Annotated in this window: 13 protein-coding genes; 8 read left to right on the top strand and 5 right to left on the bottom strand. The window is 59.2% G+C overall.

From position 1 onward, the window contains the following. Both E4O97_RS13730 and E4O97_RS13725 read left to right on the top strand, forming a co-directional pair. Complete coding sequence (locus E4O97_RS13730; RefSeq protein WP_005786391.1) at positions 1–684, top strand: ABC transporter ATP-binding protein; 684 nt, start codon at positions 1–3, stop codon at positions 682–684. Beyond that, a complete protein-coding gene (locus E4O97_RS13725) occupies positions 684–3,194 on the top strand; it encodes an ABC transporter permease (RefSeq protein WP_032877140.1) in 2,511 nt (836 codons plus the stop codon). The genes E4O97_RS13730 and E4O97_RS13725 overlap by 1 nt, the downstream gene beginning before the upstream one ends. A gap of 38 nt (positions 3,195–3,232) precedes the next feature. Here E4O97_RS13725 and greB read toward each other — a convergent pair whose 3' ends face one another. Next, a complete protein-coding gene (greB, locus tag E4O97_RS13720; RefSeq protein ID WP_005786387.1) occupies positions 3,233–3,712 on the bottom strand; it encodes a transcription elongation factor GreB in 480 nt (159 codons plus the stop codon). 112 nt (positions 3,713–3,824) lie between these two features. Continuing rightward, on the bottom strand, positions 3,825–4,823 hold the full coding sequence (locus E4O97_RS13715; RefSeq protein ID WP_078820694.1) for a hypothetical protein: 999 nt from the start codon (positions 4,821–4,823) through the stop codon (positions 3,825–3,827). 238 nt (positions 4,824–5,061) lie between these two features. Between E4O97_RS13715 and E4O97_RS13710 the strand changes: the two genes are divergently transcribed. Genes E4O97_RS13710 through E4O97_RS13700 form a run of 3 tightly spaced genes read left to right on the top strand, consistent with a single transcriptional unit; the run spans position 5,062 to position 8,468 of the window. Next, positions 5,062–5,988: an ABC transporter ATP-binding protein gene (locus tag E4O97_RS13710; protein ID WP_078820693.1), complete on the top strand. Its 927-nt coding sequence runs from the start codon at positions 5,062–5,064 to the stop codon at positions 5,986–5,988. After that, positions 5,985–6,710: an ABC transporter permease gene (locus tag E4O97_RS13705; protein WP_248161527.1), complete on the top strand. Its 726-nt coding sequence runs from the start codon at positions 5,985–5,987 to the stop codon at positions 6,708–6,710. Before E4O97_RS13710 ends, E4O97_RS13705 begins: the two co-directional genes overlap by 4 nt. A 15-nt stretch (positions 6,711–6,725) precedes the next feature. Beyond that, positions 6,726–8,468, top strand: coding sequence for a Gldg family protein (locus tag E4O97_RS13700; RefSeq protein ID WP_248161526.1), 1,743 nt, complete (start codon positions 6,726–6,728; stop codon positions 8,466–8,468). Between the two features lie 4 nt (positions 8,469–8,472). On the opposite strand, the gene E4O97_RS13695 is transcribed toward E4O97_RS13700, so the two are convergent. From E4O97_RS13695 to E4O97_RS13685, 3 genes are all read right to left on the bottom strand, one after another. Further along, a complete protein-coding gene (locus tag E4O97_RS13695) occupies positions 8,473–8,781 on the bottom strand; it encodes a hypothetical protein (RefSeq protein ID WP_032877145.1) in 309 nt (102 codons plus the stop codon). Between the two features lie 259 nt (positions 8,782–9,040). Next, positions 9,041–9,475 (bottom strand): DoxX family protein, encoded by a 435-nt coding sequence (locus E4O97_RS13690; protein WP_032877146.1) that lies wholly within the window; start codon positions 9,473–9,475, stop codon positions 9,041–9,043. A 104-nt stretch (positions 9,476–9,579) separates the two neighbouring features. Beyond that, positions 9,580–11,001 (bottom strand): transglycosylase SLT domain-containing protein, encoded by a 1,422-nt coding sequence (locus E4O97_RS13685; protein ID WP_248133330.1) that lies wholly within the window; start codon positions 10,999–11,001, stop codon positions 9,580–9,582. Between the two features lie 236 nt (positions 11,002–11,237). On the opposite strand from E4O97_RS13685, the gene E4O97_RS13680 reads away from it, so the two are divergent. The 3 genes from E4O97_RS13680 to E4O97_RS13670 form a co-directional block, all read left to right on the top strand. Beyond that, positions 11,238–12,044 (top strand): TatD family hydrolase, encoded by an 807-nt coding sequence (locus E4O97_RS13680; protein ID WP_032877148.1) that lies wholly within the window; start codon positions 11,238–11,240, stop codon positions 12,042–12,044. 96 nt (positions 12,045–12,140) lie between these two features. After that, positions 12,141–13,622: a methyl-accepting chemotaxis protein gene (locus tag E4O97_RS13675; RefSeq protein ID WP_032877149.1), complete on the top strand. Its 1,482-nt coding sequence runs from the start codon at positions 12,141–12,143 to the stop codon at positions 13,620–13,622. A 198-nt stretch (positions 13,623–13,820) separates the two neighbouring features. Then, the coding region (locus tag E4O97_RS13670; RefSeq protein ID WP_248161525.1) for a DUF6531 domain-containing protein at positions 13,821–15,665 on the top strand (1,845 nt) is incomplete at its 3' end.

Below are 15,665 nucleotides of genomic sequence, written 5' to 3'. Positions count from 1 at the left end.
ATGGGCGCAAGCATTCTCACCGCGCGAAACCTTAGCAAAGTGGTTCCCAGCGCGGAAGGTGAACTGACTATCCTGCACGAACTGAGCCTGGAACTGAACAAGGGCGATAGCCTGGCTATCGTCGGCAGCTCCGGTTCCGGTAAATCCACCCTGCTGGGCCTGCTGGCCGGCCTCGACCTGCCCAGCAGCGGCGAAGTCACTCTGGCGGGGCAAGCCTTGAGCACGCTTGACGAAGACCAGCGTGCACGCATCCGTGCCGAACATGTGGGTTTCGTCTTTCAATCCTTCCAACTGCTCGACAGCCTCAACGCACTGGAAAACGTGATGCTGCCGCTGGAGCTGGACGGCCGCAAGGACGCCCGCGAGCGTGCCCGGCATCTGTTGGAACGTGTGGGTCTGGGCCAGCGCCTGACCCACTCGCCGCGCCAACTGTCCGGTGGCGAGCAGCAACGGGTCGCCATTGCCCGCGCGTTTGCCGCCGAACCGGACGTGCTGTTTGCCGACGAACCCACCGGCAACCTCGACAGCCATACCGGCGAGCGCATCAGCGACCTGCTGTTCGAGCTCAATAAAGAGAGCGGCACGACCCTGGTACTGGTCACCCATGACGAGCGCCTGGCCCACCGTTGCCGACGCCTGATCCGCCTTGAAGCCGGCCTGATGGTCGCGCCCCTGGAGCCTTGATGGCACGTTTGCCGCTGTTGCGCCTGTTCAGCCTTGCCATGCGCCAGTTACTGCGCGACGCCCGCGCAGGTGAACTGCGCGTGCTGTTCTTTGCCCTGCTGGTGGCCGTGGCGGCCAGCACCGCCATCGGCTACTTCGGCGCGCGCCTCAACGGCGCCATGCTGTTGCGTGCCACCGAGTTCCTCGGCGCCGACCTGGTGCTCGAAGGCAGCTCACCTGCCCGCCCCGAGCAAATCAGGTCCGGGGCCGAACTGGGCCTGGATCACGCCCGCATCGTGGAGTTCTCCAGCGTTATCGCCACGGACAATGGCATTCAGCTTTCCAGTATCAAGGCCGTCAACGAGCAGTACCCCTTGCGCGGCGAGTTGAAAAGCAGCGCCGAGCCCTTCGGTACGCAAACGCAGGGCGGCGGCCCCAAACCCGGTGAAGCCTGGGTGGAAGCAAGGCTGCTGACCGCGCTGGACCTGAAAGTCGGCGACAGCATCGATGTCGGCATGAAGACCCTGCGCCTGGCGCGTATCCTGACGTATGAGCCCGACCGGGCCGGCAACTTCTACAGCCTCACGCCCAGGGTGATGATCAACCTGACCGACTTGGACGCCACCGGAGTAGTCCAGCCAGGTAGCCGTGTGAGTTACCGCGAACTGTGGCGCGCCCCGCAAGGCAGCACGGCGCTGCAAACCTATCGCGACTTGATCAAGCCTGGCCTTGCCGCCAACCAGCGACTGCAGGACTCGCGCGATGGCAACCAGCAGATCGGCGGCGCCCTGGGCAAGGCCGAGCGCTACCTGAACATGGCCAGCCTGGTGGCCGTGCTGCTGGCCGGCGTAGCCGTGGCACTGTCGGCCAACCGATTCGCCAGTCGTCGTTTCGATGCCAGCGCGTTGTTGCGCTGCCTGGGATTGTCACGACGTGAAGCCATGTTGCTGTTCAGCCTGCAACTGAGCGTACTGGGCTTGCTGGCAAGCCTGGTCGGCGCCCTGCTCGGCTGGCTGGCGCAATTTGGTTTGTTCTATTTCCTCCACGACCTGCTGCCCGCCGATGTGCCGCCGGGCGGATTGCTGCCGGCCGTCGCGGGGATCGGCACCGGGCTGGTCGCCCTCGCAGGCTTCGCCCTCCCACCACTGGCGGCACTGGGGCGCGTACCGCCGCTGCGGGTATTGCGCCGCGATTTGCTGCCCATCCCCTCAAGCACCTGGATGGTCTACGGCGCGGCGCTGTTTGCCTTGGGCCTGATCATGTGGCGCCTGAGCCTGGACCTGGTATTGACCTTCGCTCTGCTGGGCGGCGGCGTGGTCGCGGCATTGATCCTTGGCGGCTTGTTGCTGCTGATGTTGCAAAGCCTGCGACGCCTATTGGCTCGCGCCTCCTTGCCCTGGCGCCTGGGCCTGGGCCAATTGCTGCGCCACCCGCTGGCGGCGGCAGGCCAATCCCTGGCCTTTGGCCTGATTCTGCTGTCCATGGGATTGATCGCACTGTTGCGGGGCGAATTGCTCGACACCTGGCAAAATCAACTGCCCAAAGACGCGCCCAACTACTTCGCATTGAATATCCTGCCGGCCGACAAGGACACCTTTGGCGCCCGCCTGCTGGAAGTACAGGCGCAAGCGGCACCGTTGTATCCGGTAGTGCCGGGGCGATTGATCAGCATCAACGGCGAACCCGTGCAAGAGATTGTCAGCAAGGACTCCAGTGGCGACCGTGCGATTCAACGCGATCTGAGCCTGACCTGGGCTGCCGATTTACCTCCGGGTAACGCCCTGACGGCAGGCGCCTGGTGGTCGGCGCAACCAAGCGATGAGATTCCTGGCGTGTCGGTGGAAGCCAAGGTGGCCGAGAGCCTGAAACTCAAGCTCAACGACCATTTGCTGTTCACCATCGGCGGGGAAAACCGCGAGGCACGGGTCACCAGCCTGCGGACCATCAACTGGGATAATTTCCAGCCTAACTTCTTCATGATCTTCCAGCCCGGCACCTTGAAAGACTTACCCGCGACCTACCTGACCAGTTTCTACCTGGCACCCGGTCACGACCAACAGATCGTCGATCTTGCACGGGCCTTCCCGGCTGTCACTATCCTGCAGGTCGAAGCGTTGCTGGAGCAGTTGCGCAGCATCCTTGCCCAAGTGACCCTGGCGGTGGAGTACGTGCTGTTGTTTGTGTTGGCGGCGGGCATGGCGGTGTTGTTCTCCGGCTTGCAGGCCACTCTGGACGAACGCATCCGCCAGGGAGCCTTGCTGCGAGCCCTGGGTGCCGAGCGCAAATTGCTGATCAAGGCGCGACGCATTGAGTTCGGCCTGCTGGGTGCCGTCAGTGGCCTGCTGGCGGCATTGGGCACCGAACTGGTGACGTGGGTGCTGTACCGCTACGCCTTTGACCTGGCGTGGCACCCCCACCCGTGGCTGCTACTGCTACCCGTGATCGGGGCCGTGCTGATCGGCGCTGCCGGGGTATTCGGCACGCGTCGCGCACTGAATGCCAGCCCGCTGACCGTATTGCGCGAAGGCTGAGACCTGGCTGGCCCGTGCTCGGTTCAGAGCACGGGCCATTATGCCTGCTTCACATATTCAATCTTGGTGATCCACCAGCACACCTCGCCGCCTGGGGTGTGCACGATTGCCTCATCGTCCACCTCCTTGCGCAGCAGAGCCCGTGCCATGGGCGAGTCGATGGAGATGTAATCCATTCGGTCATAAATCTCGTCATAACCCACGATACGAAAACGCTTGGTGTCACCCTGTTCGTTTTCGATTTCGACCCATGCGCCGAAAAACACCTTGCCCTCCTGCTCGGGCATGTATTCCACCACGCGCATATCTTCCAGGCGTTTACGCAGGTAGCGCACCCGCCGGTCGATCTCCCGCAACAGTTTCTTGTTGTACTGGTAGTCCGCGTTTTCACTGCGATCGCCCAGGGAGGCCGCCCAAGTCACTTTGCGCGTGGTGTCCGGACGCTTTTCCCGCCACAGGTAATCCAACTCTTTTTTAAGCGCTTCATGGCCTTCTTTGGTAATCAGCTTGGTACTCAAACGCTTGCATCCCCAGGCAGTGTCCAATGGTGCCAAATACGCCAGGCATCATGCCCAGGCGTTGGCTGGCTGGGGGTGATGATAAATGAACCTGGGCGGCGAGCCCATCGGCTTATCCCTGGCCATCCAGGACCTGATCCAGGCCAAAGAGCGTCCCGTGCAGATGCTGGCGCACTCCTGACAGCTGCGACATCATCATCGCCAGCTTTTCCGCCTTTTGGTTGACCTCTGATTGCTGATCCTGCAATTGAGTATGACGCTGCTCCAGCTCTCGGTGTTTTTCGTCCAATTGGCTTTGCTGCTCTTGCAGCCGCATCTGCCACTGCTCAAGTTGCTCTTCCTTTTCGAGGACAGCGCGTTTTTTTTGCGTCAGCTCCTGAGCGACCTTGGCGAGATTGCTCAGGGTGCTATCCATCTCAAGCAAAGACTCTTGCTCCAGCGGCGCAGGCTCCTCAAACGGTGGGACTTCAGGCTGTTCAACCTGAAAAGGCACCTTAACTGCCTCAGCGGGCGCCTGCGGCATCTGCACAAACGATGGCACCGGTTCTTCCACGATATCTTCCACCACAGGCTGTGGCGCAATCCTGGGTGGGGTTGGGTTGCGTGGCGGTGCAACCATTTGCGATGAGAAGCGGATCGACGGCACGATCACCGTACTACTTTCGATGGCAGGCAGCGCAGGGGCTGACATGCCCAGGGTAATCACCTTCATCACCAACGCTTTCTTGATGATCACCGAATGGTGATCCTCGGGTCGGGCAGGCGGCAACCTGCACCCCTTCAGGTCAATGAAATGGAACGGAACCTGGGGCTCGGCAGCCGGAATCGCCTTGGAGCCTGGTGCGGCCGCCTGCGTCAGAACCTGCTTGAAGACCTGCATCGCCACCTGCAAATCCTCCTTCGAATCAACGCCGCCCAGGAAATAGCGTTCAAGCTTTTTACGCAGAACCGCGATGTAGACCCTGGAATGACCAGGTTCGGCTTCTTCATCGAGGCTATACACAAGAAAGTTAGAAGCGGTTTGGGCGACAGCAAACCCACAGAGCAGCGCACCGTTTACAGGTGCCTGCGCATCGCTGCGCTCAAGAACAAGAGTACGTAGAAGCATCATGGCGATCAGGCCTCGTTACAAAAGAGAAAACCTTATATAAACATCAGATAAACATCCGAACATTAATAAGCCCTCCAAACAAAACAATTGTTTCAGCGAATTATCGAGCCGAACGTAGGATTCTTCTTATAAGTCGCGCCGTGCGTTCCCAACCACAACTAATGAACGTACTCTTTTTAAGGCCCTTCCCTATACAGCGCCGCTTCGCACACGCCCCGAACACTTATTCGGTAACGACATGATCGAGATAAGCAACTTAACAAAACAGCTGGGCAGAACAAGCGCAATTACCAATATTTCCTTCAGTGCGCAGCATCAGGAATGCGTGGGCCTGCTGGGAGAAAGTGGCGCAGGGAAAACGACCTTATTGAACTTGATCGCCGGTACGATCAAACCGACTTCTGGGCAAATCAATATTCTGGGGTTCAATACCCAAACTCATTCACTTCAAGCCAAAAAAGCCATTGGCTATCAACTTCAAGGCGGACTCACCCACCATAGAATGTCCGTCAAAAACATACTTGATTTTATTGCGGCCATTCGTGGTTTGAGGGGCCTGGAAAAGCGCAGCCAGGTAGAGCAGGTAGCCGCACGGCTGGACCTGATGCCCGTGCTCGACTGCCCCGCCGACATACTGCCCCCTGATTTGAAGCGCAGAGTTGCATTGGCCCAGGCTTTAGTCCACTCCCCAAGCCTGCTCCTGCTCGATGAACCCACGCAGGGGCTATGCCCTGATCAAAGGCTCAAGTTCAGCGCACTCATCAAGTCCCTGACCGAGGACATGACGGTCGTTATCGCCTCCCGCCAGTACCACGAACTGACGGACATGTGCACCCGTGCCCTGGTCATCGCCGGTGGCCGCCTGGCCGCCGATGCTTCGCTGGCGGATCTGCAGCGCAGTTCCCGGCATTTCCAGGCGGTGACCCTGGCATCAGACAGCCCCTTGGACTTACTCGCACTTGCCGTATTACCCGGTGTCGCGGGCATCGAGGAGGACCGACATGCACAGGGCAAGGTGACTGTCCTGGCCATGCCCGGGCACTCCATCTTCCCCTCGATTAACGCGCTTATCGCACATCGCGGCTGGAACATAACGTCTTTGAGCCTGGAGCCGGGTCGCCTGGGCGATGTCGTTCACCATCTGAGCCAGGAGATACCTGCTTGAGACTGCTACCTGTTATTTTCAAGCGTCAACTCGCCAGTTATGCCTGCTCACCAAGCACTTACCTGAGTGTGGCGGTTTTTCTCGTGCTGTGTACGACATTGGGATTGGACACCCAGCAATGGATGGAGCGAAACAGCAGCAATTTGCAGGCTTTCTTCGAACTGCACCCCTGGCTTTATCTATTGTTGGTCCCCATTTTATCGACGCAGTTGTGGTCGGATGAATACAACAGCAGCTTTTGCGACACGCTGAAATCCTTGCCTGTCACCGCCACTGAACAGGTGGTCGGAAAATTCATGGCAGCCTGGACCGTCTGCGCCATTGCCTTAATGTTTAATTTCCCTTTGGTGATCGCGGTCAACTATCTGGGCACACCAGATAATGCCGTTATCGCGTCACAATTCCTGGCCAGTTGGTTGCTGGCCGGAAGTTATCTCTCGGTGGGCTGCTTCATCTGTGTACTTGCCAAGCAACGCATCATTATTTTCCTGCTCACTCTGGGCTTATTGCTGATTGCCAGCGCGCTTTCCTCAATGCTGGATGCACTTGATAGCCAGACACCCATTTGGATTATCGACAGCCTGATGTCCCTTGACCCTATTGCTCGCTTTAGCACGATGGATAACGGCAAACTGACACTGCATGACGGCTTTTACTTTATAAGTATGATCCTGGCTTTTCTCTTTGCGACGACCATCACACTCAACTACAAGAACAGCTGAGAAGGAAAGCCACTGATGGGATCCGCTCTTCGTGCGGGTATGACCTTACTTGTCATATCGCTACTGTTTCTGGCCTTCAATCTGGTCTGGGTACCGAAACTACCCAATATCCGCTGGGACTTTTCACACACGCAAATCCATACCTTATCGTCATCAACGCGCCAACTGCTGACAACACTTGAAACCCCACTGGACCTGTATTACTTCAATGCTATCAATGCCCCTCAACGGAGCCAGGCAGTGAGGCGTTACGGCCGTCGCGTTGAAGACATGCTCAAGGAAGTCGAAAAAGCGGCCAACGGCATGATCAATCTACATGTCATCAACCCAACGCCTTTTTCAGAAGACGCTTACAAAGCCGGTTTGTTTGGCCTGGATGACACGCAAGGATTCCTAGGCCTTATTGGCACCCGTGCCGGCCATAGCGCGCAACGCATTGACCTGTTCAATCCCGAGCATGAGTCATTGCTTGAATATGAAATCAGCCACCTGCTCCACAAACTCATGCACCCTGAACGTCCCACTATCGGCCTGCTGTCGGGACTGGCGCTACATGAACCTGCCGGCGAACTACTGGAACAGATGCGCGAACAATTCAACGTGGTGGAACTGGCATCGACCATCGCTCAAGTGCCGTCATCGATAAGTACATTGATGGTCGTACAGCCCGGTGCCCTGCCCGAGCAGGCTCTGTATGCCATTGAGCAAGCGGTAATGAGAGGCGCAACGCTGATGGCCTTTATCGACCCGGTGAGCGAGATAGCTGCGCAAGCCATAACGACCAACGCCAGGCTGGATGCGCTGCTCACTGCATGGGGTATACAAATGCCTGCGGACAAGCTGTTGGTCGATAATATTTACGCCTCATCGGCTACGCCCGGCCCCGGAATGCCAAAGGTACTGCACCCAGCCAGGCTGGAACTTCCACGGCAGGCAATGAACCCGACAGACCTGAGCACCTGGAACCTGGATGCCGTGACCGTGTCGAGCAGCGGCGCCCTCTCCCTGTCCAACAAAAATCGTACGCTGCTGACCCCCTTGCTACAGAGCTCCCGGCAGTCCGCACTGCTGGATGCAGGGCGCTTTGCTTCTGCGACCACGTTCGACTCACTCATCGATGAAACCGCCACGACAGGAGAGCGCCACGTGATTGCCGCCCGCGTTGAGGGCCCCGCTTATTCAGTGTTTCCCGACGGCCTCAAGGGCCAGCCACCGGGGATGCAACATGCCGAGCAGATCCAGGTGGTGGTCGTGGCCGACACTGACGTACTCGCGGACGCTGTCAGCAACGCTCAGCCCAACGGTAATGCGCAATTTGTATTGAATACCCTGGATAACCTGGCAGTTCCGGAGATACTCAGGCGCATCCGACCGCGCGTCATCACCCAGCCACTGCACAGGCTCGAACACATGCGCGAAGAAGCCGCACAGGCTTATCGCAAAAGTGCGGTTGAACTGGAGCGACGACAAGAGCTCACAGAGCAAGCATGGCAAAGGCTGAATCCAGGGCACGCAAGCCTGGTCACACAGGCCGTGGATACCAACACCCAGTTGCAGGCACTCAACAAGGAACGCCTGCAATTGCCCATCGAGTTGCATGCACTCAAAGCCCAGGCATACGCGCCCTTGCAGCGTTTCGAGCGATACCTTAAAGGGCTGATGATCGCCACGATGCCGTTACTGTTATGCCTGATTGCCTGGGGACTTTCCCTCCACCAACGTCGACGCCGATCAGCCGCGCCAGCGGTCTATGACTGACGGCTCAACGCCGCGCAATCAACCCCTGGCGGGCAATACGCGTCAGTTGGTGAATCACTTCATGGGCGTCGCCGGCATTGGGCGCCTGGATCACTGCAAGGTCGAAACTATTGCTGGCAAAACGAGCCAGGGATTCGCCGTCCTCGACAAACTGGATCAGGAACGCCGAGGGCCGACCGCTACGGCGTGGCCAGCCGTCCAGATAACGCAGGAGCGTCGGCTGGTGTTTACCACCCAGGAGGATTTTCGGATTGCGTTGAGTCAGGTCCGCGGTAATCGGGGCCAGGCGTATGAGAGGGCGTGGTGCATTCATCGTGTCGTGTCTCTGCCTCAAAAGTCTGCGGGCAGGTGAGAGGCAACACCGAACCAGCGCTTTAGCGGTATTTCGAAGAGCGCCCTGGGTGAGGATACGGACTTCTATCGGGCTGCATTGAGTCCCAGTGGCGCCCCGCAATTAGCTGTTTAAATCGGCGCATGAACAGCATCCTAGAGAAGCCGGTGGGGCAGTGTCAAGAATCCCGAGCAACGAAAAGGCCCGCAGATGCGGGCCTTTTCCGGGACATGCAAACAGATCAGTCAGTGATGGCGCGATCAACCGACAGTTTGCCCGCACCTTCGAGCAATACCGCCAGCGCCCCGCCGAGCAAAGCCAAAGCAAATTCATACCCGTTGTTGGCCATGAACAAGCCGTTATGGATATGCACCGAGAAGATCGCAACCAGCGTGAGGAAGGTCAGGCCCAATGCTGCCGGGCGAGCGAGCAAACCAATGATCAGGGCCAGGCCGGCGAAAAACTCGGTACCGCCCGACAACACTGCCATCAGGGTACCCGGCGTCAGGCCGAGGCTTTCCATGAATTGGGCAGTACCCGCCAGGCCGCCGCCGCCAAACCAGCCGAACAGTTTTTGCGAACCGTGAGCGGCAAAGATGATGCCGACGAAGATGCGCAGGATAGTCAGGCCGTAACCGGCGCGGGTGGACAGGACGCGTGTAATCATTGGGCTCATTTAAGTAAATCCTTTTCCAGGTAGGGGTTGGTTGGCCGCTATATTAATCAGTTTAAACAATGACAAAAGCGCAAATATTGCCTAATTAATATCGATAAATTTGATTATTTGCGTAAGGCAATTTTTGCTGCAGGCGGCTCCAGGGACTCTCGCTCCCGGTCGAACGCCAAGTAATACTTGTTGACGCTATTAACATAGCTGACGCCGCCCATCCCCACCTGCTCCATGGCGATGCGTTCAACCTGGAAGAACCATTGATTGGGGTTCAGCCCGCGGCGCCTGGCCTCGGTGCGCATCCCCTGGACCCGCTCCGGGCCCATGTTGTAGGCCGCCAGCACAAAAGCCATGCGCTCGCGCTCGTTGAGCTTGGGGCTGGAGAAAAATTTACGCCGGATCAACGCCAGGTAACGTGCGCCAGCTTGCACATTGCTATCGAGACTCTCGATGTTGTTGACCCCCACCCGTTGCGCCGCCGAAGGCGTGATTTGCATCAGGCCGGTCGGGCCGCCGCTATTGCGTGCGCCTGGGTCCAGGGAGGACTCCTTGAATGCCAACGCCGCCAGGTTCAGCCAGTCCATCCCTTGCTCGCGCGCATGTTTTTGCAGGACCGGGCGCAGTTTTTCCAGACGCTGGCGGTCGGCGCGCGCCAGCGGGTTGCGCACCTGATAGAGGCGTCGGTAGATACGCTGGAACGCCACGTCCTGATCGGCAGGGGTTCGATAGGTCTTGAGAAATCGGTCAATGCTGGCGCGCAGCATCGAAGCGTCCTGGCGCACGAACCAGAACTCGTCACCCGGTTCGCTGATTACCACCTGCTTGTCAAAGCGCAGCTTGGGCAGGATTTTCGACCAGCGCTCGGCAATCGGTTTTTCAACGATCGTCAGGTGAAAAATCCCGGCCTGCACCATCTCCAGTACATCCTCTACCGCCAGGCTAGGGTCAACCCACTCCACCTTCACCGGCGCTCGTTTGTGCAGCGCCAGTTTCTGATTGACCTGACTGATGGCATCCGCCGCCGCACTGCCGGTGGTCAGCGTCAACGTGCGACCAGATAATTGCTCCAACTTGGTAAATCGTCGCTCTCCCTTGACGCCGACCAGCCACAACGGCACATCGCTGACAATCGGCTCGCTGGCGCTGATTTTGTGTATGGCCTTCACATCCAGCAACTCGCCGGGCGCCACCAGGTCGCCTTCGCCACGGGCCAACGCGCCGAGTAACTGGTCCTTGGCCTTGGGGATGATCTTGAGGTTGATTTCCTGGCCATCGCGGGCGTGACCGTTGAGGTACTGTTCGAAGGCACGCAACCGATGGTATTCGACGCCGATGGCCTGGCCCTGCACTTCACCGGAGCTGTTGCGGCTCTGGTTGACCAGTACGCGCAGGGTGCGACTGGAACGAATTTGCGCCAGGTCACGCACCTTGCCAGGCTTGGTGACTTCCAACGGCCCGTCCAGACGTGCGACCGCCGCCATGGGCAGTAGCAACGTCAGGCACAACATAAGCAACGCCGAGGGTCGGATCATCCGCTCTCCGGAAAGAATACTGGCCAGCGCCTTCGCGAATAACAAAGTGCTGGAGGTCAGAAACAGAGCGCTCTATGCGCTGGCAAGGCGCGCAACGGCGACACAGTGACAGGCAACTGGCCAACCACAATGTCGCTTGCGACGTTCAAAGACAGCGATAACGCGTTGTAGTTCTTGGTTTTTCTTATAAATCTACAGCTCTGATATGCTTTCCGGCCGCAGGCGGAGATAGCACCATGCAACTCATTGATATCGGCGTCAACCTGACCAACCCCAGTTTCGACGAGAGGCACCAGGCTGTCCTCGAACGCGCCTACGCCGCTGGCGTGCAGCAATTGGTGCTCACCGGCACCAGCATCGAGGGCAGTGAACAGGCCCTGGAGCTGTGTGCAAAACTTGATGAAAGCGGCCAGCGCTTGTTCAGTACCGCTGGCATCCACCCTCACTCTGCCAGCGACTGGAACGGCGACAGTGCACAGCGCCTGCGTAGCCTGTTGGGAGAAAGTCGGGTGCGTGCCGTGGGCGAGTGCGGGCTGGATTTCAACCGCGACTTCTCCCCTCGCCCCCAGCAGGAAAAAGTCCTCGAACACCACCTGGCCCTGGCCGTCGAGCTGAAACTGCCGGTGTTTCTCCACGAGCGCGACGCCAACCAGCGCCTGCTGGAGATCCTCAAAGACTACCGCGACCACCTGCCCGCCGCCGTGGTGCACTGCTTCACCGGTGAACAAGCGGCGCTGTTCAGCTACCTGGACCTGGACTTGCATATCGGCATCACCGGCTGGATCTGCGATGAACGCCGTGGGACGCACCTGCATCCGCTGGTCAGGGAAATTCCCAGGGGCCGCCTGATGCTGGAAAGCGACGCGCCGTACCTGCTGCCGCGCACCCTGCGCCCCAAGCCAAAAAACGGTCGCAATGAACCGGCGTACTTGCCCGAAGTCCTGCGCGAAGTGGCCTTGCACCGTCATGAAACCCTCGAAGACCTGGCATTGCACAGCACCGCCTGCGCCCGCCGTTTTTTCGGCTTACCTGATGTGGATTGATGCCGTGCATTGACGCATGTCAAAAACGCTTTTCTGAGTAGCGGCACAATAATGGCACCTTGCCAATACTGTTTCCGCTATCAGAGAAAACCTTCCATGGGTGCCTGGCTTAGCAATATCTCGCTCAAGTACAAATTCTGGGCCGTCAATGCGGTCGCCTTCATTACCACCCTGCTGCTGGTGCTGTACGCGGTACAGCTTGAGCAACAGGCACGCAGCCAGGCATCCCAGGCTTCGGCCCAGGCTCAGGGGCGGTTGCTCAGCGCCTGGCCAGCCGACAAAGCCCTGCCCACCGGCGAGCAATGGCTGGCCTATGCCCAGGGGCAAATCCCACAATTGGGCGACCAGCCTCTTCCAGCCTTGAGTACTGCCAGCGGCTGGGTCGAACTCAATCACATGCCGCTGTTGGGCAAAAACCCACTGATAGGCGCCGAGGTGATCGATCGCGTTGACGGTCAACACGTCGCCGTCCTCGCCTACGCACCCAGCCTTGGCCAAGTGTTCAGCGAGCGCTTCGCCAACTATGCCGTCGCCGTGGCAATCCTGATGCTGGCCATGCTCGGCGCCTCACAACTGTTGATCCGCTTCCTGCTCAGCCAACTCAACACCCTCAAGGACGTGATGCTGCACGTCGAGAAAACCGGCGACCTGTCGGCACGCGTGCCCTTGGCCTGCAAGGACGAAGTCGGCCAGATGGCCAGTGCATTCAACGCCATGCAGGCCGGCTACCAGCGCGTGGTCAACACCGTGGCACGCACCGCCCGGCAACTGGATGACGGCGCCGCACGCCTGGCCAGCAGCATGAACGAGGTGCAGCACGGTATGCTCGGCCAGCAGAGCGAAACCGACCAGGCCGCCACCGCCATCAATGAGATGACCGCCACCGTCCACCATATCGCCCAGCACGCCGGCGCTACCCGCGACCTGTCCCAGACCGCCGACACCCTCGCCGGCAGCGGCCAGGAGGTGGTCATCCGCGTACAGCGTTCAATCGCCGGGCTGTCCAACGGCGTACAACAGACCGCCGAAATGATCCAGAAACTGGCCCAGGACAGCCAACAGATCAACGGCGTGGTCGGGGTGATCCACAGCATCGCCGAACAGACCAACCTGCTCGCCCTCAACGCCGCCATCGAAGCCGCCCGCGCCGGGGAAATGGGCCGAGGTTTCGCGGTGGTTGCCGACGAAGTTCGCAACCTGGCCAAGCGCGTGCAAAGCTCTACCGACGAAATCACCCGCATGGTCTCGGCATTGCAAGCCGGTACTCGCGATGCGGTGGACTTTATGCAGGAAAGCTCATTCAAGGCCGACGACTGCGTACAACAAGCCCAGGAAGCTGGCGCCGCACTGGCGCAAATCACCGGTGCCGTGGCGCAGATGCGCGAAAGCAATACTCAGATCGCCGTCGCCGCCGAACAGCAAAGCCATGTGGCCGAAGAGATGAACCGCGCCGTGGTGAGTATTCGCGATGTCACCGAAAACACTGTACAGCAGACCGTGTCGTCGGCGACCACCAGCAATGAACTGGCGACGTTGGCGGGTGAGTTGAGCAAGGCGATTGGGCAGTTGAAGCTGTAAGACTGTTCCACCTGTAATCCGATTCCTACCACCAAGCCTCGGTTTACCTGAAGTTTAGGCGAAACTTCCTCGCCATCTCCGCGAATAACGCCGACTTCTTTTACCCAAGAACCTCTGCAAAGTCCCTCGCCTGATCAAACAGTGCGAGGGATTGCAGATGGTTGTTTTCGTTAGAGCCCTGGTTGACGGGGCTGGCTCTTGATTCCGGTGATCGCTGGCTTTGTGTTGGCCCCCATGGATCCCAAGGCGCCGGATGTCACTCGCGTTCTAGCGGATTTTCGTACCTGCCTGAACACGTTCGACTCGTGGGCCGACAGCCTGTTGGGTGGTTCGGCACTTGCCGTGGAGCAGGTGTTCAAGGTTGGGGAAGACGTCGCACTGGTCGCGCCGGCTTCTTCCGATAAACCCAGCCGTACCGTCGCTCAATGCAAAGCCCAGGGTGGGTTGACCCTGGTGCATCTGTTTGAAAGTACCCGGTTTGTACCCATCGGCAACACCCAGGTGGAACTGCAAGCCCTGGCTCGGGATGGCAGCCCAGTCGGCGCGCCGCTTCATCGGACCATCGGCCCCAGCGGCATTCTCGAAGTCAACGACTGTACCCGCGATCAGCAGTACCAAATCACCTTTTACCCCAATGTCTCCAGGGATCACGTCAAGGCGCTGTATGCCTCCTACACGTCAGTGATTGCCGGGTTGGAAGCTGATCTGCGTAAACAGTGGGACGAGCGTTTCGCGCCTCAATGGGCAGACTTTGCCAAAGATCCTGCTTACAAGCGCAGTGCGATGCAGGGCATTGCCTTCGCTACCGGACTTGGCAAGGCGCTCTACAACCTGTGGGACAGCATCACCGAGCTGTATGACCTGCTCGCGAACCTCAAATCCAACAGCGAAAAGTTGCTGAAGTACCTCTCCCGGGCCGAACTGGACGCGCTGCTTGCGCTGGGTAAAGACACGCTGGCCAAGGGATTGCTGGTGCTCAGTGATGAGCCGCTGCTGTTTATCTACGTGGCAGCGGTGGTGGCCTGGATACGGATGCTGCCGCCGCCCGAAATGTACGAGCTGCTGGGTGAAATCACCGGCGAAGTGTTGATCAATTTGCTACTGATCTGGGCTACGCGGGGTATTGGCGTACAGCTGCGGCTGGGTGCGCAGGTGCTGAGTGGCGTCAAGTCCGGCGGGGCGCGGGCGTTGTTGGAGTTGCTGGCCAGGCAGGTGGCGGGGCCGCGGCTGGACACGCATGTTGAGGCCGCCAAGCCTGTGTTGCTGAGCAGTTCGGCGACGCCGGTCAAGGCCGTGCCGGTGGTGCCGTTGAAGGCCGGCGACACGCTGGTTTCGAACCCGGTGCCGGTGGTTCGCAACAAGACTCGGCAGACGGTATTGGTCCGGCAGGAGCATGTGGATGATGCGCCTGCCGTGGCTTCCAATCCGAAGGGGGATGCGGCGGCACCTGCGGACAAGACGGTTACTAACGGCTGCCCGGTGTCGATGGTCACCGGGGAAGAATTGCTCACTCTTACCGATGGTGCGCTGGACGGGATCTTGCCGTTTGAGTGGACACGGCTGTATCGCACCAGTGCGGTGGATGTGGATTGCGGGTTGGGGTTTGGCTGGAGCCATGCGCTGGCGCACAGGCTTTGTGTGTCGGGCGATTCGGTGGTGTGGACTGATCATGAGAACCGCCGTACGCAGTTTCCCTTGCCCACCGATTCTCGGCCAGCGATCACCAATAGCCTGGCCGAAGCGGCGATCTATTTAGGCTCGGCTCCTGATGAGCTGGTGCTGGCCCAGGCGTCGCGGTTCTATCACTTTCGCGACGGTGTACTGACTGCGATCAGCGATGCGTATGACAACCGTCTACGCATTTGCCGTGATCGTTCCGGGCGAATTGAGCGGTTGGATAACGGTGCTGGTCGCTCGCTGCTGCTGCGTTATGAGCTGGATCGAATCGTCGCGGTGGACTACCAGGTTCATCGCGCCACAGGGCGTGCACCTTACGTCTGGGAAACCGAGCAGAACGTTGTTTCCTACGCCTATGACGAAGAT

The organism is Pseudomonas sp. W15Feb34 (assembly GCF_023127765.1).
GTDB classification, from domain to species: Bacteria; Pseudomonadota; Gammaproteobacteria; order Pseudomonadales; family Pseudomonadaceae; genus Aquipseudomonas; species Aquipseudomonas synxantha_A.
Note: the sequence above shows the minus strand (reverse complement) of the source record. Positions and strands in the feature narration are given on the sequence as shown.